Source organism: Acetonema longum DSM 6540, assembly GCF_000219125.1.
Taxonomy (GTDB): Bacteria; Bacillota; Negativicutes; order Sporomusales; family Acetonemataceae; genus Acetonema; species Acetonema longum.
In genome coordinates this window covers 1-19,528 of the sequence record NZ_AFGF01000037.1, presented here as the reverse complement: position 1 = coordinate 19,528, position 19,528 = coordinate 1, and the positions used below count along the sequence as shown (strand labels likewise).

21 protein-coding genes are annotated in these 19,528 nt (G+C 48.7%); 10 read left to right on the top strand and 11 right to left on the bottom strand.

Going from position 1 to position 19,528, the window contains the following annotated elements; all coding sequences use genetic code 11:
- Positions 1-165: 165 nt before the first annotated feature.
- The 9 genes from noc to rpmH all read right to left on the bottom strand — a co-directional run bounded on the left by noc (position 166) and on the right by rpmH (position 7,451).
- Entirely contained in the window at positions 166-1,032 is an 867-nt protein-coding gene (gene noc, locus ALO_RS04545) for a nucleoid occlusion protein (protein ID WP_004093315.1), read from the bottom strand.
- Between the two features lie 87 nt (positions 1,033-1,119).
- The gene (rsmG, locus tag ALO_RS04540) at positions 1,120-1,836 is read right to left on the bottom strand and encodes a 16S rRNA (guanine(527)-N(7))-methyltransferase RsmG (protein ID WP_004093314.1); all 717 of its coding nucleotides are present in this window, start codon (positions 1,834-1,836) and stop codon (positions 1,120-1,122) included.
- On the bottom strand, positions 1,833-3,710 hold the full coding sequence (gene mnmG, locus ALO_RS04535) for a tRNA uridine-5-carboxymethylaminomethyl(34) synthesis enzyme MnmG (RefSeq protein ID WP_004093313.1): 1,878 nt from the start codon (positions 3,708-3,710) through the stop codon (positions 1,833-1,835). Before mnmG ends, rsmG begins: the two co-directional genes overlap by 4 nt.
- Before the next feature lie 33 nt (positions 3,711-3,743).
- Positions 3,744-5,123: a tRNA uridine-5-carboxymethylaminomethyl(34) synthesis GTPase MnmE gene (gene mnmE / locus ALO_RS04530; RefSeq protein ID WP_040292737.1), complete on the bottom strand. Its 1,380-nt coding sequence runs from the start codon at positions 5,121-5,123 to the stop codon at positions 3,744-3,746.
- A 109-nt stretch (positions 5,124-5,232) separates the two neighbouring features.
- Positions 5,233-5,865 (bottom strand): RNA-binding cell elongation regulator Jag/EloR, encoded by a 633-nt coding sequence (gene jag, locus ALO_RS04525; protein WP_004093306.1) that lies wholly within the window; start codon positions 5,863-5,865, stop codon positions 5,233-5,235.
- A gap of 4 nt (positions 5,866-5,869) precedes the next feature.
- Positions 5,870-6,511, bottom strand: a complete 642-nt coding sequence (locus tag ALO_RS04520; protein ID WP_050806967.1) for a YidC/Oxa1 family membrane protein insertase — start codon at positions 6,509-6,511, stop codon at positions 5,870-5,872.
- Between the two features lie 56 nt (positions 6,512-6,567).
- Complete coding sequence (gene yidD, locus ALO_RS21275) at positions 6,568-6,777, bottom strand: membrane protein insertion efficiency factor YidD (RefSeq protein ID WP_004093304.1); 210 nt, start codon at positions 6,775-6,777, stop codon at positions 6,568-6,570.
- Between the two features lie 53 nt (positions 6,778-6,830).
- Positions 6,831-7,217, bottom strand: coding sequence for a ribonuclease P protein component (gene rnpA / locus ALO_RS04515; RefSeq protein ID WP_083821026.1), 387 nt, complete (start codon positions 7,215-7,217; stop codon positions 6,831-6,833).
- Positions 7,218-7,316: 99 nt separating this feature from the next.
- Positions 7,317-7,451 (bottom strand): 50S ribosomal protein L34, encoded by a 135-nt coding sequence (gene rpmH, locus ALO_RS04510; RefSeq protein WP_004093302.1) that lies wholly within the window; start codon positions 7,449-7,451, stop codon positions 7,317-7,319.
- Between the two features lie 510 nt (positions 7,452-7,961).
- Here rpmH and dnaA point away from each other — a divergent pair.
- The 10 genes from dnaA (at position 7,962) to ALO_RS04465 (ending at position 16,472) form a co-directional block, all read left to right on the top strand.
- Complete coding sequence (dnaA, locus tag ALO_RS04505) at positions 7,962-9,425, top strand: chromosomal replication initiator protein DnaA (protein ID WP_004093301.1); 1,464 nt, start codon at positions 7,962-7,964, stop codon at positions 9,423-9,425.
- Between the two features lie 568 nt (positions 9,426-9,993).
- A complete protein-coding gene (dnaN, locus tag ALO_RS04500; RefSeq protein ID WP_004093300.1) occupies positions 9,994-11,103 on the top strand; it encodes a DNA polymerase III subunit beta in 1,110 nt (369 codons plus the stop codon).
- Positions 11,104-11,118: 15 nt separating this feature from the next.
- Entirely contained in the window at positions 11,119-11,208 is a 90-nt protein-coding gene (locus tag ALO_RS23040) for an RNA-binding S4 domain-containing protein (RefSeq protein ID WP_238528208.1), read from the top strand.
- Positions 11,205-11,330 carry an RNA-binding S4 domain-containing protein gene (locus tag ALO_RS23035; protein ID WP_238528207.1) on the top strand — a complete coding sequence of 42 codons (126 nt, stop codon included), beginning with the start codon at positions 11,205-11,207 and terminating at the stop codon, positions 11,328-11,330. The genes ALO_RS23040 and ALO_RS23035 overlap by 4 nt, the downstream gene beginning before the upstream one ends.
- Positions 11,331-11,338: 8 nt before the next feature.
- Positions 11,339-12,445, top strand: a complete 1,107-nt coding sequence (gene recF / locus ALO_RS04490; protein ID WP_004093295.1) for a DNA replication/repair protein RecF — start codon at positions 11,339-11,341, stop codon at positions 12,443-12,445.
- A 5-nt stretch (positions 12,446-12,450) separates the two neighbouring features.
- Positions 12,451-13,350, top strand: coding sequence for a DciA family protein (locus tag ALO_RS04485; RefSeq protein WP_169313125.1), 900 nt, complete (start codon positions 12,451-12,453; stop codon positions 13,348-13,350).
- 33 nt (positions 13,351-13,383) lie between these two features.
- The gene (gene remB / locus ALO_RS04480; protein WP_004093292.1) at positions 13,384-13,644 is read left to right on the top strand and encodes an extracellular matrix regulator RemB; all 261 of its coding nucleotides are present in this window, start codon (positions 13,384-13,386) and stop codon (positions 13,642-13,644) included.
- 17 nt (positions 13,645-13,661) lie between these two features.
- Positions 13,662-15,575, top strand: a complete 1,914-nt coding sequence (gene gyrB / locus ALO_RS04475) for a DNA topoisomerase (ATP-hydrolyzing) subunit B (RefSeq protein ID WP_004093281.1) — start codon at positions 13,662-13,664, stop codon at positions 15,573-15,575.
- A 97-nt stretch (positions 15,576-15,672) separates the two neighbouring features.
- Positions 15,673-16,164: a molybdopterin-guanine dinucleotide biosynthesis protein B gene (mobB, locus tag ALO_RS04470; RefSeq protein WP_004093279.1), complete on the top strand. Its 492-nt coding sequence runs from the start codon at positions 15,673-15,675 to the stop codon at positions 16,162-16,164.
- Between the two features lie 17 nt (positions 16,165-16,181).
- Positions 16,182-16,472 carry a hypothetical protein gene (locus tag ALO_RS04465; RefSeq protein WP_169313124.1) on the top strand — a complete coding sequence of 97 codons (291 nt, stop codon included), beginning with the start codon at positions 16,182-16,184 and terminating at the stop codon, positions 16,470-16,472.
- A 33-nt stretch (positions 16,473-16,505) separates the two neighbouring features.
- Here ALO_RS04465 and ALO_RS04460 read toward each other — a convergent pair whose 3' ends face one another.
- Both ALO_RS04460 and ALO_RS04455 read right to left on the bottom strand, forming a co-directional pair.
- Positions 16,506-17,930: an FMN-binding glutamate synthase family protein gene (locus ALO_RS04460; protein WP_004093277.1), complete on the bottom strand. Its 1,425-nt coding sequence runs from the start codon at positions 17,928-17,930 to the stop codon at positions 16,506-16,508.
- Positions 17,931-17,963: 33 nt separating this feature from the next.
- Entirely contained in the window at positions 17,964-19,373 is a 1,410-nt protein-coding gene (locus ALO_RS04455; protein WP_004093276.1) for an FMN-binding glutamate synthase family protein, read from the bottom strand.
- Positions 19,374-19,528 lie beyond the last annotated feature (155 nt).

Below are 19,528 nucleotides of genomic sequence, written 5' to 3'. Positions count from 1 at the left end.
CGGCCTACTGTTTTTTTTATCTTCTATTCTCCCATGCCCTGTGGATATCTCATCTCATTTTTGAATACAAAATATTTTTTTGCTTCATAGATATACACATAATCCACAGCCGACTGTGGAGAACTCTTGTTCGAATCTTCTCATTTCCTGCCGAAAAATAAATAATTACCTGTTTTTGGGAATTCGCAACTGGATAATAATACTTTCATTATCCTGATTTTGATCCATCTTAATATTTAAGCCGGTTTTCTTCATCTCAGTCACCACGTTATTAATGGTATTGATAAAAATCCGAACATCTTTGATGACTTTGATGATATGCTGTTTCGGCTGGGATTTTTCCTCCTCTTCCCGGGCAGCATCCTCCAGCACCTGTTCAATAAATTTCTCGGTTTCCCGGACATTTAGGCCTTTCTCTTTGACAACCTCCAGAATCTCCATCTGGGCCGAAGTGTTGTCCAGTTTCAGCAAGGCTCTGGCATGACGCTCGGTTAACTCATTTTGCCGCAGAGATTGACGGACGTCGGCGTCCAGCTTTAAAAGACGCAGCTTATTGGCAATGGTGGACTGGTTCTTGCCTACCCGCCTGGCCATTTCTTCCTGGGTTAAGCCAAATTGAGAAATAAGGGTTTGATAGCCCTCGGCTTCTTCCAGATAATGCAGATCCTCCCGCTGCAGATTTTCAATCATGGCCAGTTCCGCCATTTCCCGGTCATTAATGGTTTTAAAAATAACCGGGACCTCGGTTAGTCCCGCCAGTTTGGAAGCCCGCAAACGCCGTTCCCCGGCAATCAGCTCAATGCCGTGGTCAGTCTGACGCACAATTAAAGGCTGAATAATGCCAAATTCATGAATGGAGGCGGCTAACTCCTGCAAGGACTCATCAAGAAAGGTCTTACGGGGCTGAAAGGGATTCGGCGATATCTGGGAAACCGCCACCTGCTGCACCTGAGGAGAAGGGGGGGAAGCAATATTGTCCGCCTGCTTGGAATCGTCCTGATTGATTCCGATTAATTTAGCAAAGTTTTTCATCTGGACACCGCCTTACCGTAATTTCCCGGCAATAAAATATATCGATTATGTATTCGGCATGGCACAGTCATTTCCTCTACCAATATTTCACAGAGGTTTTTTTTCCGGTTGTCCTGGCCGCCGTGGATATGCGGCAACCGTGGGTTTGATTTTTTTAATATAAATCACGGCCCGGGAATCCGGCAGACCCGGCAGCGTTACCGGCCGGGTTTCGGCCAGACGGCCGCCTAAAACCCTTATTGCCGCGGCGGCCTCCTCTGTTTCCTGCTGATACTGAGCGCCTTTTAAGGCAATGAAATGGCCGCCGGTCTTCACATAAGGCAAACATAATTCCGTCAGCACATTCAGCCGGGCCACTGCACGGGAAAGGGCCACGTCGAACTGTTCCCGATACTTAGGCTGCCTCGCTCCCTCCTCCGCCCGACTGTGAACCGTGACCGTACCGGTCAAATCCAGCCTTTGAACCACTTCCTGCAAAAACAGCAGCCGTTTGTTCAGGGAGTCCAGCAGAGTTAACTTGATATCCGGCCGGAAAATTTTCAAAGGCAATCCGGGAAATCCGGCGCCGGTTCCTACGTCCATCACCCGGCAGCCTGTTGGGAAATATTTCGGATCGTAGCAGGTCAGAGAATCAACCATGTGTTTAACTGCCACCTCTTCCGGTTCCCGGATGGCCGTCAAATTCATTTTCTCATTCCACTCGATCAGTAACTGATAATACATCGTAAAGGCTTCCAGTTGTCCCGTCGCAAGCTGCAACCCATATTCTGCGGCTGCCTTGGCCAGACAATCGGTAAATGTCATACCTCTCCCTCCCGGCGCTTCTGTTCCAGATAAATCATCAGCATGGATACATCCGCCGGGGAAACCCCGGAAATACGGGATGCCTGCCCAATGGACAAGGGACGGATTTTGCTCAGCTTTTGCCGGGCCTCCAGGGACAGTCCCTGGATTTGCTGATAATCCATGTCCTCCGGCAGCTTTTTCGCCTCCAGTTTAGCAGTCCTTTCTACCTGTTCCAGTTGTTTTTTTATATAGCCTTCATATTTAGCGGCAATCTCCATCTGAATTTTGACCTGATCCGCCACCGGCTCCAGGCCAAAATGATGCTGCAGCAAATCGAAACTGACTTCGGTGCGGCGCAAAAGATCATACAGGCTGATGCCTGTCCTGATTTCCGCCGTGCCGATCGCCGCCAGTTTTCCTTGGGTCTCGGGTGTAGGCGTCACCATCGTGCTGGTAAGAGTCGCCAGGGTCGTTGCAATGCTGTCCCGTTTTACCCGAAATCTCTCATAACGGTCATCCTGGACCAAACCAACCTGCCGGCCTTTTTCGGTCAGCCTGAGGTCGGCGTTATCCTGCCGCAGGATTAGGCGGTACTCGGCCCGTGAGGTCATAATCCGGTAGGGTTCACTGGTACCCTTGGTTACCAGGTCATCGATCAGGACCCCAATATAGGCTTCCGACCGGGACAGGATCAAGGGCTCCTTGCCCCGGACCAGCAGGGCGGCGTTAATGCCGGCCATCAGCCCCTGGGCCGCGGCTTCTTCATAACCGGAAGTCCCGTTGGTTTGACCGGCGCAAAACAGGCCTCTGATGGCCATGACTTCCAAACTGGGTTTCAGCTGCAGAGGGTCCACGCAGTCATACTCAATGGCATAACCCGGACGCATGATCTCCACATTTTCCAGACCGGGAATGGTCCGCAAAAAGGCATGCTGCACATCCACCGGCAGGCTGGAAGACATGCCCTGGACATACATTTCATTGGTATCCAGCCCTTCCGGCTCCAGAAACAATTGATGACTTTCCTTATCGGCGAACCGGACGACTTTATCTTCGATGGACGGACAATAGCGAGGACCGGTTCCTTCGATCATGCCCATATAGAGGGGGGCCCGGTGAAGATTGGACCGGATGATCTCATGGGTGGTCTGGTTGGTATAGGTCAACCAGCAGGGGACTTGCTCCCGGGTGGCAATATCGCTCATGAAGGAGAAATTATGGGTTTCGGCATCGCCGGGCTGAATGGTCATTTTGCTGAAATTCAGACTGCGCCGGTCTACCCTGGCCGGCGTGCCGGTCTTAAACCGCATCAGAGTAACGCCCAGCTCCCGGAGGGAGTCCGATAATTTGACCGCTGCTCTCTGACCGCCGGGACCGCCGGCATAGGACAGTTCCCCCAGGATCACCTTGCCCCGCAGGTAGGTACCGGTAGCTACAATCACCGTCCGACAGGAGAAAACTTCGCCGGTTTCGGCCTGCACGCCGCTGATCCGGTTGTCTTCGGTCAAAAGTTGATCAATCAGCAGTTGTTTGACCGTCAGATTTTCCTGATTTTCCAGAGTCTGTTTCATCAGCTTCTGATACAACTTTTTGTCGGCCTGAGCCCTAAGGGCGTGTACTGCCGGCCCCTTAGCGGTATTGAGCATTCGGATCTGGATGCAGGTGTGATCGATATTGATCCCCATCTGACCGCCTAAGGCGTCGATCTCCCGCACCAGGTGCCCTTTAGCCGGCCCGCCGATAGAAGGATTACAGGCCATCATGGCGATATTCTCCATATTCAATGTGGTCAACAGGGTTCGGCAGCCCATACGGGCCGCGGCTAAAGCCGCTTCACAGCCGCTATGGCCGGCGCCAATGACAACCACATCATACTCACCTGCTTGAAACAAGACTTTCATCTCCTTATATACTGCCTGTACCGGCTACTTGCCAATACAGAATTCCGAAAAAATCTTATCAATAATATCTTCTCCCAAGGTATCGCCGGTAATCTCTCCCAGCTTCTCCCAGGCAGCCCGGATATCAATCGAAATGCAATCCAGGGGCATGCCCTGACAGATAGTTGCCAGGGCCGCCTCCAAATGAGACTTGGCTTGCCGCAAAATCATAATGTGACGGACATTGTTGACGATGCCGCCCTCGCCCAAGATCAACGAGCCGCTGTATACCATGTCAACAATCGCCTGCTCCAGCCGGTCCAGGCCCGATCCCTGCTGAATCGACAGGGAAATGATCCGGGTCCCGCCAATACCAGTCTGAATCTCCGCTATGTCCCAGACAGCCGGCAGATCGCTTTTATTCACCAGGACGATTCCTTTACGGCCAGTTAAGAAGGTAATAACCTGCCGGTCTTCAGTTGTCAAAGGCGTGGACGCATCCAATACCAACAGAATCAGATCCGCCTGTTCCAAAGAGGCTTTGGCCCGTTCCACTCCGATTTGCTCCACAGCATCGGCCGTATCCCTGATGCCGGCGGTGTCCAGCACTCGCAAGGGAATCCCCCGGATATTGACATATTCTTCGATGATATCCCGGGTCGTGCCGGGTATGTCGGTAACAATAGCCCGGTTTTGGCCGGACAGGGCATTTAATAAACTGGATTTGCCCACATTGGGCTTACCGATGATCACGGTGGCCAATCCTTCCCGCAGGATTTGGCCGGTTGACGCCGTAGCCAGCATAGCATTGACTGTAACCAGAACCTGATTGACAGAGGCTTGTACTCTATCCACAGCTACTGCATCAATATCCTCTTCCGGGAAATCAATGGCCGCCTCCAAATGGGCAATCATCGCCAGCAGTTCCTGACGCAGCCCTTGCACTTTTTGCGAAACCGCCCCGTTTAACTGACCCACCGCCATTTTCAGAGAAGCGTCGGTTTTGGCCCGGATCACGTCAATGACGGCTTCCGCCTGGGACAGATCCAGCCTGCCGTTCAGGAAAGCCCGTTTGGTAAATTCCCCCGGTTCGGCAATTCTGGCCCCTGCCTGAACCGTCAGCTCCAAAATACGGCGCAAAGGGACCATACCGCCGTGACACTGTATCTCCACCACATCTTCCTTAGTATAGGAATGAGGATTACGCATCACCAGAACCAAAGCTTCATCCACGGCTTGGCCGGTATCCGGGTCGACAATATTGCCATAAGCCGCCTGATAGGATTTAATAGCCTGAATCCGGCGGTCCTTAATGCCGCGGAATAATTTCCCGGCAATAACCAGAGCAGCCGGACCGCTGAGCCGGACAATTCCAATCCCGCCTTCCCCCGGCGCTGTAGCTATCGCGCTGATTGTATCATCCATAGAGTGCTGAAATGCCTGAACCAAAGCCTTCACCTCAACCACCGTTACGTATGTTAAAACCCAGTAATAAAATCATTACTGGGTTTACTGGTTTATTATTAGCCAAAACCTATTTTTTTAATGCTATGATTACTTTGCGGTATGGCTCTTCACCTTCGCTGTATGTCGTGACCCGGGGATCATCCTGTAAAGCCATATGAATAATTTTCCGCTCCAAAGGGCTCATCGGCTCTAAAACAACTTTTTCACCCCGGCGTTTAACCTGGTTGGCTAAACGGATCGCCAGGCTGGTCAGAGTTTCTGCCCGCCGCTTACGATAGTCTTCCACATCAAGAACGATTTTGACTCTTTCGCCGGCGTCCTTATTGGCCGCCATATTAGTCAGATACTGCAGCGCATCCAGTGTTTGCCCATGTTTTCCGATCAGGATGCCCAGATTATTGCCGTGAATATTCAACACGAGTCCGTCCTCGTCTTTTTGGGTCATCTTCTCAATGGTGATGGACGGCAATTGCATCGAAGCAAACACATTCTGCAAAAATTCTGTCGCAGCAGCAAGCACATCTACCTTCTTGACCGTGATACGTACCCTTGCAGGCTTCTGGCCGATTAAACCGAATATACCCTTGCTCGGCGCTTCCAATACTTCGTATTCAATACGCTGCATCGGCAGCTTCAGTTCGGCCAGCCCAGCCTGAACTGCCTCCTCTATGGTCTTACCGGTTCTCTCCAAGACGGTCATGTCATTACCGAACCTCCCCTTGTCCTTGTACAACAGTCCGCGGTTTACGGTACATCCACCACTGTTGAATGATCTGGACAATATTTCCCACAACCCAGTATATACCCAGTCCCGCCGGGAATGTAATCGTAATATAGCCGATAAATACCGGCATCATGATCATCATCATTTTGTTCTGGGCACTGCTGTCCACGGTGGTCTGCTTTTGCTGCACCCAGGTGGTAAGCGCCGACAGCACCGGGAGAATATACAGGGGGTCACTGGGGTTATCCTGGGCCATGTTTTGAAGCCACAGGAAGCTTGAATCCCCTACGTAGTTATATTCTTTAATGGCAAAAAATATGGCGATCAAAAAGGGCATCTGAACCAGGAGAGGCAAACAGCCTGCCAGCGGATTCACACCGGCCTTTTGATACAGTTCGCCGATTTCCTTGCCTAATTTTTCTTTGTTGTCTTTATATTTTTCCTGCAGCTCTTTCATTTTCGGCTGCAATTCGGACATGGCTTTCATGGATTTGACCTGTTTTACGGTTAAAGGATACAGAATCATTTTAATCGCAATGGTCAGCAGAATGATCGCCAACCCGTAACTGGGAATGCCGGCGGAAACCGTCAGATTATAGAAAAAAGTCAAGGCGCTTTTCATTATATCCGACAAAAAATTAAAATTCAAAGAATTCACTCCTCTTGCATTTCATAGTGTTAAACAGGGTCATAGCCCCCGGGATGAAAGGGGTGGCAGCGTAAGATTCGTCTGATGCTTAAAACAGTTCCGCGCCATGCTCCATACTTTTCGATCGCTTCCAGCGCATACTCGGAACAGGTAGGCACAAAGCGGCAGGTAGGCGGCTTTAACGGCGACAGAAACAAACGGTAAAAGTGGACGATACCGATTAATATTCGCTTTCCCACGTTCAACCCCTGCTTTCTGCGGCAGTCAAAGGAAAAACTGCCTATTTTCGGCCTCAATTCTTTGAAATAATATCAGCTTTAAGACATAGAGCCAAAAAAGCCTTTTCCGCTTCTTTATACCCCGCATCAATCATAGACTGACGACCAACCAGAATTAAATCAAGTCCTGGAATCAGTTTTCCCTGATGATGACGGTATACTTCGCGCATTAGTCGCTTAATCCGGTTGCGAACAACAGCATTGCCCAGCTTTTTCCCGGCGGCAAATCCTACCTTTCTTCCGGCCAGATCATTATGACGGACATAAAGTACCATCATCCGATTGGCATAGGATTTGCCAGACTTATACACTGTCTGAAACTGAATGTTTTTAGATAAATGATCGCATTTCGCTAATTTAAACACAGGAGCTCTTTCTTCGAACCTTTCATTTCGTCTCATTGTGCCTGACGCATCAAGCGCAATCGTAATCAGGATACATTCGACCTGTTCAATGGTTTCCTGCCTAAATGGAAAAAAAAGGCCACTCGAAGCGGCCTATTACGCAGATAACTTTTTACGGCCTTTAGCGCGTCTGCTTTTCAGAACAAGACGGCCACCGATGGATTTCATACGTTTCCGGAAGCCATGAGTTCTTTTTTTCCAGAGAACATTCGGCTGATACGTGCGTTTCATCTATTGCACACCTCCTCGGCATGGACTTGCAGTATTTCAAACACCATAAAGATATTATACAGTAAGATTATAGACTAGAGAGGTTCCTGTGTCAAGGATAATGCTGTCCTTATCTTGACGAATTCACTTAAAATCCACAGGAAGGAAAAATACCTGTTGATAACTGCCGTAAAATTTGTTAATATGTTTCTTGTAAAGACATCTTGGACTATCTTGTCGGCATATTGATGGAACTGTTACTCACAATTTTAACCACTTATTCACAGTTTTATCCACAAGCAAGAGATATAGCTTTAACATGAAAAAATACACTGCTGCGGAAGGCGTTTGCCCAACCGCCGTTGTATTTTTTTTTCGCCAAAAACTACTTTTTTTCTAGTTGTTATGCACAGCTGTGTATAACTTTGTGGATAAGTTTAACTTGTTGATAACTGAACCTATTCATTACACCCTTCAACCACATACGAATCTTTGTTAACCAATAGACAGAGGAAGAGAGGAATTATTAGAATGAATGACACGCCCAATACCGCAGAACTGGCCCAAACCTGGGAAAAAATTATCCAGATATTAGAGAAGGAAGTTATTAAACCTATTTTTAATACCTGGATAAAATCAACAATCCCTCTGTCCATCACTGATACGACGTTTGAAATAGGCACTCCCACCGACTTTTGCAAAGAGTGGCTGGAAGCCCACTACCTGCAGTTATTTAAAAACACTGTCCAATTTGTCACCCAAAAGCCTTTGGAAGTCCGCTTTGTAAATCTGAATTTAGAGGAACCTGCTGCTGAGACAAACATACAGCCTGTTTCAGAAACTCAAACTCAGAATTTCTCCCCCTCTCCCTCGAAACAACAACCTCCGAACCAGGCCGGAACGCCACAGCCGAATGTCCCTTTGTCTCCCGAACCGGTAAAGGTCTCGTCTGCCTGGATTGATGACACTCAGAGCATTTTGAATCCTAAATATGTGTTTGAAACCTTTGTCATCGGCAATTCCAACCGCTTTGCCCATGCGGCAGCCCTGGCGGTAGCGGAAGTGCCAGCCAAAGTGTATAATCCTTTCTTTGTCTATGGCGGCGTAGGATTGGGAAAAACCCATCTGATGCATGCCATCGGTCACAGAATTCGCCATAATCACCCTAATTTAAAGGTACTTTACATATCCAGCGAAAAATTTACCAATGAACTAATCAACTCTATCCGGGACGGCAACCCGGAAAGTTTCCGCCAGAAATACCGCAATATCGACGTGCTGCTGGTGGACGATATTCAATTTTTATCGAAAAAGGAACATACCCAGGAAGAATTCTTCCATACCTTTAATACATTGCACGAAGCTAATAAGCAGATTATTATCTCCAGCGACCGTCCCCCCCGTGAAATCCCCACACTGGAAGACCGGCTGCGTTCCCGGTTTGAATGGGGCTTGATTACGGATATTCAGGCGCCGGATCTGGAAACCCGCATTGCCATCCTGCGGAAAAAGGCCATGGTGGAAAATCTGAACTTCCCCAATGATGTGATGATCTATATTGCCAGCCGCATTGATAATAACATCCGGGAATTGGAAGGCGCCTTCATTCGGGTCATGGCTTACGCCTCCCTGGTGAATAAGCCGATCAATATTGATCTTGCCACCGAAGCCCTGAAAGAAATTTTTCCTTACGGCAAGCCGAAACAAGTCACCATGGAATTGATCAAAGAGACGGTGGCTACTTATTTTAAAATCAAACAGGATGATCTCACCGCCAAAAAACGCACCCGCAATGTGGCCTATCCCCGCCAGATCGCCATGTACCTGTGCCGTGAAATGACCGACACTTCCCTGCCGCGCATTGGCGAGGTGTTTGGCGGCAGAGATCATACTACTGTGATTCATGCCAATGATAAAATCAGCCGGGAAAGAAACGAAGACGGGAAACTGCAGCAGACAATCAATGAGCTTATCAAACGGATTGAGAATGCCTAGGGTAGCGTTTAAAAAGGCTCATCTGCGTCGTTACTCCTGCAGGCGGGCATTCGACGTATTCTCCAGAACGTGTCTCACGCCCGTCCTCGTCGCGCTGTATCAGAATTCGTAACTTTTCGGAAAAGTGGCTATAGCAAATAATCTCGCGTAAGTCGAAAAGTCACCTGAATTCTTCAGTACGGCAACGCAGGCGTTCCTCTTACCTGGCATCTGGACCGTTTTGAACGCTACAGGATTCTAGGCCGCAGATGATTTTTGCGAAAAAGGCAAGTTTTACACTGGAATTCTCATCAATTGTGAATAACTTGCGGATAAAGCTGTTGTTTTGTTGTTGATGGTTTGTGAATATGTCGATAGGACAAAAATTGCTGTGAATTTGGGGATAACTTGTCTGATTCTATTCACAGGTTATAAACAGGACACATTCCTAATTCGACAGGGGGACCGCAGGGTTTTCAACATATCGACAGCGCCTAGTACTATTACGGCTAATTTTATTATCTTATGTATTTTATTAGTATAATATACCAAGTATATTTCAGCAGATCTATTTTGGGAGGTTAAAACCATGAAATTTACCTGCACAAAGGCATCTTTGCAACAGGCAGTGCAGACTGTGCAAAAAGCTGTCGCCACCAAAACTCCCTTGTCGATTTTAACCGGTATCTACCTTTCCGCCAGCGACAGCCAGTTGGAATTACAGGCCACGGATTATGAAATCGGCATCAGCTGCTCGATTGCGGCCGAGGTCAGTGAACCTGGCAAAGCGGTATTATCCGGACGCTACTTTCAGGAACTGGTACGCCGTCTGCCGGGAGAAACGGTGGAAATATCCACGAACGGCGAGGATACGACGATCCGGATCTCCTGCGCCGCTTCTCAATTCAATCTGTTGAATCTGCCTTACGAAGAATTTCCTACCATTCAAAAAATGGCCCTGGATCATAGTTTGATCCTGAAAGACAATATTTTGAGGGAACTGATTAAAAAGACGGTGTTTGCCTGCGCCACCGATGAGTCCAGGCCTATTTTTACCGGCGGTTTGCTGGAAGCGGAAAACACCCAGATAAAAATGGTCGGTACCAATACCCACCGGCTGGCGCTGAAGCAAGACACGATTGAGGAAGTGCCGCAGCCGGTCAAAATGATTATTCCGGCTAAAATATTAAACGAGTTAGGCAGAGTTTTAACCACCGATATTCCTCAGGATGTATCGGTTTGCTGGCAAAAAAATCAAGTGGCTTTTTCCTTTGATAATGTCTACATCAGTTCCCGCCTGATTGAAGGGCAGTTCCCTGATTATAACCGGGTTATTCCTCCCGGGTTTCAGACAAGAGTGCAAATTCAGTCCCAGGAATTCCTTGATGCGGTGGAACGGGTGTCTCTGATGGCCAGAGATTCTGACTACAATGTAATTAAATTCCATTTTGCCGATAATCAGGTGCAGATTACCTCGAATAATCCGGATATCGGCAAAGCCTGCGAAATCGTGTCGGCTGTCATCGAAGGCGATCCGGTGGATATTGCCTTTAATGCCAAGTATGTTACCGATATCCTTAAAAATATCGACAGTGAGTCCCTCATCTTCGCTTTGAACAACTCTCTGAGCCCGGCGAGTATAAAACCGATTGATGATGAAAACTATACCTATATTATTACACCGGTTCGTACGGCTTAACGGAGAATGAGGTCTATGACAGAATCGATGAGCGTTATTGAAATTCATACCGATGTGATTCAGCTGGATCAATTGCTGAAATGGGCGGCCAGGCCAAGCAGATGATTGACGATGGCATGGTTATGGTGAATCAGCAGGTTACTTTGGAAAAAAGAAAAAAAATCCATCCCGGCGATATCATTTCTGTCCAAGGTATTGGACGATGGCAGGTTAAATTGGAACAATAGAGGAAATTATGCGGATTCAAACCCTCACTTTACGGGATTTTCGCAATTACAGTCATTTAGAGATTGCTTTTTCTCCCAGTATCAATATCATGATCGGCGAGAATGCCCAGGGAAAAACCAATATTCTGGAAGCTGTCTACCTTGGCGCCATGGGACAATCCCACCGGGCCGGGGACGATGAGGATATGATTTTATGGCAGGCGGCCGCCGGTTCGGTGGATATGCTGTTTGTCCGGCAGGATTTGGAGCATCGGGTGCAGTTTCGTTTAACCCGGGGGCAAAGAAAACAAATCTTCGTGAATCAGGCGCCGGTGAAAGTAAAGGACCTGATTGGCTCTTTCAATGCAGTGCTGTTTTCGCCGGAAGATTTATGGCTGGTAAAAGGCTCGCCTTCAGTCAGGCGCAGTTTTCTCGACGCTGAAATTTCTCAGGCCAGTCCGGTGTATTATCGTCATTTGCTACAGTATCAGCGCATTTTGCTGCAAAGGAACAACTTGCTGAAATCCATCCGGGAAAATGGCCGGCCGGATCAGCTGGAGACCTGGGACGAACAGCTGGCGAAAGCAGCTGCGGCCGTCACGTTAAAACGTCTTGCTGCTGTTAAAAGGCTTAATATGCTGGCGAATCTGATGCACCGACGGATCACTGCCGCCAAAGAAAATCTGTCGGTGGCTTATTTGGTTCATGGGGCGGAAAATCAGGAAATGCCGGAATCAACGGAAGCTCTGACCCAGTGGTATCGGGAAAAACTAAAGGTCATGCGTCCGGCGGATATTGCCCGAGGCAGTACTGGAGCCGGACCTCACCGGGATGACCTGGCTTTTTCAGTCAATGGCAAGGACCTTCGCCTGTTTGGTTCCCAGGGCCAGCAGCGAACCGGCATTTTAGCGGTCAAACTGGCTGAATTGGAATTTATTAAATCCGAAGCCGGCGAATATCCTGTTTTATTGCTGGATGACGTGATGAGTGAATTGGATCTTTCCCGGCGGGAGCATTTGGTTTCTTTTATCAAGGACCGGATACAGACCTTTATTACGGCCACCGACGCTACCCATTTCCCGAAAACCATTGAGGGAAAATATTTTTATATAAGTCAGGGTACAGTGCGGGAGTGATGAATGTGCACAGCTTAAAAGATATTTTGTCTGGTACTCTCAAGCAAATCGGCATCAAAGAAAAATATAATTCTCAATCGGTCATCGTCCATTGGGGGAGTATCGTCGGACAGGATATCGCATCTCAGGCCTACCCCACCCACGTCCGCAATCAAATTCTGTTTGTGGCTGCATCCAGCCCGGTCTGGGCCCATCATCTGTCTATGATGAAGGAGCAAATCCTGGAGAAAATCCGGCAGTTTACCGGGCAAAAGCAGGTTTCCATAAAAGATATTCGGTTTCATGCAGGAAAATTGCCGGCTTTGCAAGAATTTCAAAATCGTGAAAATAGTGGACAAGACCTGGAGATCAGGCAAAAATTGCGTTGCATTCAGCTTGACCGGGAGAATTTGTCCCAGATTCAGGATATGATCACGGTCATCAAGGACCAGGAATTGCGCAGTAGAGTGGAACGGATTCTGTTAAAGGAATGGAAATGGAAAAAGGTCAAACAACAGGAGTCGTACCATCCCTGTCGCCAGTGCGGCGCTTTGTGTCCTCCTGAGAACGTTTGCTGCACAGTATGCATGATTGATCAGAAACAAAAAAAACGCGGTAAAATTAGAGAAATATTGTCGCAGCTGCCATGGATGGAATATACGGAATGCAGGAAGTATATAGAATGTGACTTCTTTGAATTTATCCAGGCCAAACATGAACTCATCCAGTCTTTGACGGTTCAGCTGGAACAAAATCCGGACAACCAGGTCAAACTATCAGCGTTGGCCATGCTGATTTATCGGGTGGAGCCAGCCAGTCTATCGGGGGAAACCTTGGAAAAGACGCTGAAATATATCAATAGAATGGGAAAGTATCACTTGCCGGCGGTGCGTCCGTCCCAAAATGCTTCTGCCCCCCAAAAGTGAGCTACTTTCTCAACTAACCTTGGAGGATAAAGCATGTTCTTACATTTGGGCGTTGATACGGTTGTCCCTCTCAATGAAGTCATTACGATCAACGATATAAAGGAAAACGTATCACCGGTTAATGCAGAGTTTCTGAGGACCATGCAGGAAGAGCATCTGATTGTGGATATATCCATGGGACATCCGAAAAGTTTTGTGGTGACGGACAAAAAAGTTTACTATTCCGCAATCTCTTCTCTGACGTTGAAGAAGCGAGCCCATATGATTTTTGAAGCAGATGAGATAGAGGAATAGAAATAAGGGAGTAAAGCATGAGCATACAAGACACGACCGCCAACGGCCACTACGGTGCCGAACAGATTCAGGTCCTGGAAGGACTGGAGGCCGTTCGCAAGCGGCCGGGCATGTATATAGGCAGTACGTCGGCCCGAGGATTGCACCATTTGGTATACGAAGTGGTGGATAACAGCATTGACGAGGCTTTAGCCGGATACTGCGATCAAGTGAACGTAATTATTCGTAAAGACGACAGCATTACGGTTATTGACAATGGCCGGGGTATTCCGGTGGGTATGCATGAAACCGGAAAACCGGCTCTGGAAGTAGTTATGACCGTACTTCACGCCGGCGGCAAATTCGGCGGCGAAGGCTATAAGGTATCAGGCGGTTTGCACGGTGTAGGCGTCTCGGTGGTAAACGCCCTGAGTGAATGGCTGGAAGTCCAGGTCAAACGCGAGGGGAAAATTTATCAGATGCGCTTTGAGCGGGGCTATACGTCTCAGGCAATGAAACAAATCGGCGAAACAACCGAAACCGGCACTACCGTTACTTTTAAACCGGATGCTCAGATCTTTGAGGAGACGGTTTATAGTTTTGACACCTTGAAACATCGCCTGCGGGAGTTGGCGTTTCTCAATAAAGGGCTTAAAATTACCCTGACGGATGAACGGTCCGGCGAGTCACGGGAGTTTTGTTTTGAAGGCGGCATTGTTTCCTTTGTGGAACATCTCAATCACAGCAAGGATGTGCTGCACCCTAAACCGATTTATGTGGAAGGGATCAAAGACACCACGGTGGTGGAAATTGCCCTCCAGTATAACGACAGCTATAATGAAAACATTTTTACCTTCGTCAATAATATTAACACTCAGGAAGGCGGCACCCACCTCAGCGGCTTTAAAACGGCCCTGACCCGGACCATGAATGATTTTGCCCGCAAACTCAACCTGCTGAAGGAAAATGACGAAAATTTGAGCGGAGAAGATGTGCGGGAAGGTTTGACCGGTGTGGTCAGCCTTAAGGTCCAGCAGCCCCAGTTTGAGGGTCAGACTAAATCCAAATTGGGTAATAGCGAGATCAAAGGGATTGTGGATACATTATTCTCGGAAGGATTAAGCGAACATTTCGAAGAAAATCCATCGGTTACCCGCAAAATCATTGAAAAGGCGATTTTAGCCTCCCGGGCCAGGGACGCGGCCCGTAAAGCCAGAGACCTGACCCGCCGGAAAACAGCGCTGGAAGTCAGCGCATTGCCCGGGAAATTAGCCGATTGTTCCAGCCGGGATCCGATGCAGACAGAAATTTATCTGGTAGAAGGCGATTCCGCCGGCGGTTCGGCCAAACAAGGCCGGGACAGAAGGTTTCAGGCCATCCTGCCTCTCCGGGGTAAAATCCTAAACGTAGAAAAAGCCCGTCTGGATAGAATCCTGAATAACGAAGAAATCAGAACCATGATCACTGCTTTCGGCAGCGGCATTGGGGAGGAATTCGATCTGGAAAAAAGCCGCTACGGCCGCATTATCATCATGACCGATGCTGATGTGGACGGAGCCCATATCAGGACGCTGCTCCTGACCTTCTTCTATCGCTATATGAAACCTCTGATCGAAGCCGGACGGGTCTATATCGCCCAGCCGCCCCTTTATCTTGTCAAAAAAGGCAAAGAACACTGGTATCTCTACAGCGATCCCGAAATGGACCAACTGCTGGCCAAAATCGGCCGGGAAAACATCAGTGTGCAGCGCTACAAAGGTTTGGGCGAGATGAATCCGGAGCAGCTTTGGGAAACTACCATGAATCCGGAAGGCCGTACTAATCTCCAGGTCACTCTGGATGACGCCATGGAAGCTGACGAGATTTTCACGATTCTCATGGGAGACAAAGTCGAGCCCCGGCGAAAGTTTATTGAAGATTACGCCCATCGGGTGAGAAACTTGGATATATAGTTGTAACCGTCATCATAAAACCGCCGTAGGTAGTTATCTGAAAAACTGCCGGCGGTTTTTCTCTCATCTGATATTGAAAAGGATTGGAGTAACTGCGATGATACCGGTTATTTCCTTTGTCGGCAAATCCAATTGCGGCAAAACCACTTATCTGGAAAAGCTAATCCGGGAAATGAAGCATCGGGGCTTTAAGGTGGCTGTCATTAAGCATGATGCCCATGGCTTTGATATGGATAAACCAGGTAAGGATACCTGGCGTCATGCTCAGGCCGGAGCGGACATCGTCTGCATTTCGTCGCCGCAAAAAATGGCCATGATCCAAAAAGTCCCGGAGGAACTTTCCCTGGATGAAGTAATTGCCCATATTGACGGCGTGGATATTATCTTTACGGAAGGCTACAAACGGGAGAATAAGAAAAAAATTGAAGTATTCCGCCAGGCGGTTTGCGATCAGCCTCTCTGTAACAAGGCAGATCTGCTGGCTATGGTTTCGGATGTTAAAATCTACGGTGATGTTCCGTATTTTAACTTAGAGGATCCGGCGGCCCTGGCGAATTTCTTGGCGGCTAATGTGCTTCGGCTCCAATAGAAAGGTGTGTTTCTCACGTGGCTAAAAACAGGAGTAAGTCTGAATTGACGCCGCTGGAAAAAGTGGCGATTTTTCTTGTAAGTATCGGCCTGGAGACAGGTCAAAGAATCATCGCATTGATGGATACCAGTGAAATTAATGCCGTAGTGCCCCAAATCCGGAGCCTGACTGAGATTTCGCCGGAAATGCAAGGAATCGTTTGGGATGAGTTTAAAGAATTGGGCTATGAAGCGCAGATGAATCCGGTTGAAACTCTGACAGTCATACGGTTTCTATTTAATGGAAGCCGGATTAGATATCCATATTAAAGCCGGGCTGGCGTCTTTATGATGGAGTGGTTTTTATATGGGATGCTTATATTCCCTCAAAAGGGCCTTGTCAAACGCCGGCTTCACCCCGGTAATCTCTGCCGTCCAAGCATCCAGCGCCACCAAATCCTCTTTGTCCAGCTCTTTCAGCGAACTTTTCCCCAAAGCCCGCATGGCCTCTTTCATTTCCAGCACCATGGAATTCAGCACATTGGCCACGCTGGTGGTGGCCAGTGCAACGTCCAGTTTGGTCTTGGCCGGAGATGTATAATATACAAGGCGGGTGGGCGGTTCCCAGGGGGTTACTTTCTGGAATTGGTTATGGACCAGGGCAAAAAGAGGAACCGTGCCAAGATAAATGGCGTCTGCCCCCAGTGCTAGGGCTTTGAGACATTGACCGGGGGTGAAATAGCCGCCGGAGATGATTAAACTGACCGAACTGTTTTGCAAAAAGCGCCTGGCTCGGATCAAGGCGCATAGACTGGCGAGGCCCATATCATCCTGTTTGGCCGGCGCCGAGGCGTGAGTGCCTCCTTCGGCTCCATCAATAGCAATTACATCAAAACCTAATTCCAGGGCAACTGATAAATCTTGTTCAAGATAATCAGTTGCCATAATTTTTAGGGCAATGGGGATGCCCTTGGCTCTTTGTCGTAATGTTGCCACGTAGGCAGGCCAATCCGCCGGGCTTTTTATACCCGGCGGCACAGGCAGGGATAACAGCGGTTGCTTGGAGTTCAGTCCGGCTAGTTTGCCTGCTTTTCCTTTCATTTCTCCGGGTTCTATGCGGGAGGCTCCTATGGCCCCTCCCTGTCCCATTTGCACTTCTAACATGTCAGAGGCGCTGATTTGGGCATTCGTCCTGCTACCCCAGGGCCAACGGCAGATTTGCAGAATGAATTTGCCGGCTTCCTTTCTTTCTTCCGGCAAATAGGGCCCTTCACCGGAATTGGTCGCCGTCTGCATTTGCTTGGCAGCCCTGGCCAAAGCGACCTTGGCTTCCTGGCTGAGAGCCGCGCCATAGGCCATGCCGCCGATTAAGAGCGGTATGTTTAGGGTCAAGGGCTTTTCAGCGTTGAGACCGAGGGTTACGCTCATATCAATTTTGGCCTCTTCCGGCAGGGATATCCGCGTCATTTGCCGAGGTGAGAACATCAGATTGTCATAGCCGAAAAATTTTCGGGGGGACCCTAGAGGACGCCGGATGGCTTTGCCTTGCTGGGATCGCAGGCTGATCTCCATTAGATGGAGCAGGGAAGATCGTTTTATCGAGGTATACAGCTCGGCCAGATTCTGGTCATAGTCCTCGGTCAACAGCTTTACCAACATGTCATCGCTGACTTTATTCAGATAATAGCGTAAAACAGGCTTGGCCAACAGCATGGCGACTGTTAATCCAATAGCCGGCAATATGAAGAGCAGTATTAACCACGGTAAGTCGTCTATAATGATGTGCATTTCGCCATTCCTTACGATTTTTTTAGTAGTATCTCAATCTTTTGCTTTGGTTAAACCGGTCTGCAGCTTCACGCCGGTTAGTTTGGCGGTAAAGGCGTCCAGTGCAACCAGGTCGTCGGGGCACAGTTCTTTGAGGGAAGATTTGCCTAAGGCCTGGAGAATCTCCTGCATCTCCAGAATCATGGAGTGTAAGGCATTAGCTACGTTGACGGCGGCCTCACCGATATGAAGCTGAGTTTTCATGGGGGAATTATAATAAACCAGTGTAGTGGGAGGTTCCCAGGGACTTGCTTTGACAGATTGGTTATGAGCCAGGGCCAGGAGAGGGACGGTGCCCAGGTAAATGGCGTCTGCTCCCAGAGCCAGAGCCTTGAGGCATTGGCCGGGAGAGAAAAATCCCCCTGACACCACTAAGCTGATCCCGGTATTTTTTAAATACTGTTTGGCTCGCAGTAAGGCATAGATATTAGGAACGCCAAAATCATCCTGCTTAATCGGAGCTGTGGCGTGGGATCCGCCGCCGGAACCGTCAATCGCGACTGTGTCGAAGCCTAATTTGACTGCCATCTCCAACTCTTCTTCAATCCGGTCGGTAGCCATCAGCTTCAGGCCGATGGGGATGCCCTTGGCTTTTTGCCGCAGTTTGACCATGAAATCAGGCCAGTCAGTTATCGTACGGATGCCGGGAGGCGCAGGCAGGGCAATGGCTGGTTCACCGGCAGCCAGGCCGCCAAGGATACGGGCTCTGCCTTCTATATCTACAGCATCAATGCGAGATGTTCCCATATCGGCCCCCTGCCCCATCTGCACTTCCAGCATATCGGCGGCGGCGATTTGCTCGTCAGTTCTGTCGCCCCAGGGCCAGCGGCAAATTTGCAAAATGAATTTTCCCGCCACCACCGGTTCTTCCGGTAAAAAAGGCCCTTCGCCGGAATTGGTTGCGGTTTGCAATAGCTTCGAGGCTTTGGCTAAAGCCAGCTTGGCTTCTTCGCTTACGGCCAGTCCATAAGCCATAGCCCCGATCATGAGGGGGATTGGCAGCTTCAGAGGCTTTTGAGCCTTAGTCCCAAGAATTACGCTCATATCTACCGGGGCATTTTCCGGCAGGGGAAAGACGGTCATTTGACGGGGGGTAAACATCAGGTTATCATAGCCTAGGAAATTTTTGGGAGATCCCAACGGTCTGACAATAGCTTTGCCACTTTCGGCCCGTAAGCTGGTCTCGATTAAATTGAGCACGGAAAACCGTTTCAGGGAACTATACAGTTCGGCCGGATTTTGTTCATAATCCCGGGAAAGCAGTTTGCAGACGGCTTCATCCATGATCTGCTCGATCAAATATCGCCAAAATGGTCTGGCCAACAATATGATTGTGGTTATTGCTATAATCAGTAACGCGACAAGCAGCCACAATAAATGAAAATTACTGATGATGATTGGCATAATATCATTTCCTGTGTAATTTACTTTTTGGTTCTTTCATCTGATCATCTGCCGCCTCATTTTAGGGGCGGTAGATGACTTATAGGGATAGTATTTAATATTGGCGGGAGTTTCATCCGGCAAGACTTTTACTTTGTCAAAAATACGGTAATACT

Coding starts and splice junctions, on each gene's coding strand:
- rnpA (WP_083821026.1), bottom strand. CDS start 7,217: ATGAGACGAAATGAAAGGTTCGAAGAAAGAGCTCCTGTGTTTAAATTA.
- dnaA (WP_004093301.1), top strand. CDS start 7,962: ATGAATGACACGCCCAATACCGCAGAACTGGCCCAAACCTGGGAAAAA.
- rsmG (WP_004093314.1), bottom strand. CDS start 1,836: ATGACATTTACCGATTGTCTGGCCAAGGCAGCCGCAGAATATGGGTTG.
- ALO_RS04520 (WP_050806967.1), bottom strand. CDS start 6,511: ATGAAAAGCGCCTTGACTTTTTTCTATAATCTGACGGTTTCCGCCGGC.
- mobB (WP_004093279.1), top strand. CDS start 15,673: ATGATACCGGTTATTTCCTTTGTCGGCAAATCCAATTGCGGCAAAACC.
- ALO_RS23035 (WP_238528207.1), top strand. CDS start 11,205: ATGATTGACGATGGCATGGTTATGGTGAATCAGCAGGTTACTTTGGAA.
- jag (WP_004093306.1), bottom strand. CDS start 5,865: ATGACCGTCTTGGAGAGAACCGGTAAGACCATAGAGGAGGCAGTTCAG.
- ALO_RS23040 (WP_238528208.1), top strand. CDS start 11,119: ATGACAGAATCGATGAGCGTTATTGAAATTCATACCGATGTGATTCAG.
- dnaN (WP_004093300.1), top strand. CDS start 9,994: ATGAAATTTACCTGCACAAAGGCATCTTTGCAACAGGCAGTGCAGACT.
- ALO_RS04460 (WP_004093277.1), bottom strand. CDS start 17,930: ATGCACATCATTATAGACGACTTACCGTGGTTAATACTGCTCTTCATA.
- recF (WP_004093295.1), top strand. CDS start 11,339: ATGCGGATTCAAACCCTCACTTTACGGGATTTTCGCAATTACAGTCAT.
- mnmE (WP_040292737.1), bottom strand. CDS start 5,123: ATGGATGATACAATCAGCGCGATAGCTACAGCGCCGGGGGAAGGCGGG.
- rpmH (WP_004093302.1), bottom strand. CDS start 7,451: ATGAAACGCACGTATCAGCCGAATGTTCTCTGGAAAAAAAGAACTCAT.
- noc (WP_004093315.1), bottom strand. CDS start 1,032: ATGAAAAACTTTGCTAAATTAATCGGAATCAATCAGGACGATTCCAAG.
- gyrB (WP_004093281.1), top strand. CDS start 13,662: ATGAGCATACAAGACACGACCGCCAACGGCCACTACGGTGCCGAACAG.
- remB (WP_004093292.1), top strand. CDS start 13,384: ATGTTCTTACATTTGGGCGTTGATACGGTTGTCCCTCTCAATGAAGTC.
- ALO_RS04455 (WP_004093276.1), bottom strand. CDS start 19,373: ATGCCAATCATCATCAGTAATTTTCATTTATTGTGGCTGCTTGTCGCG.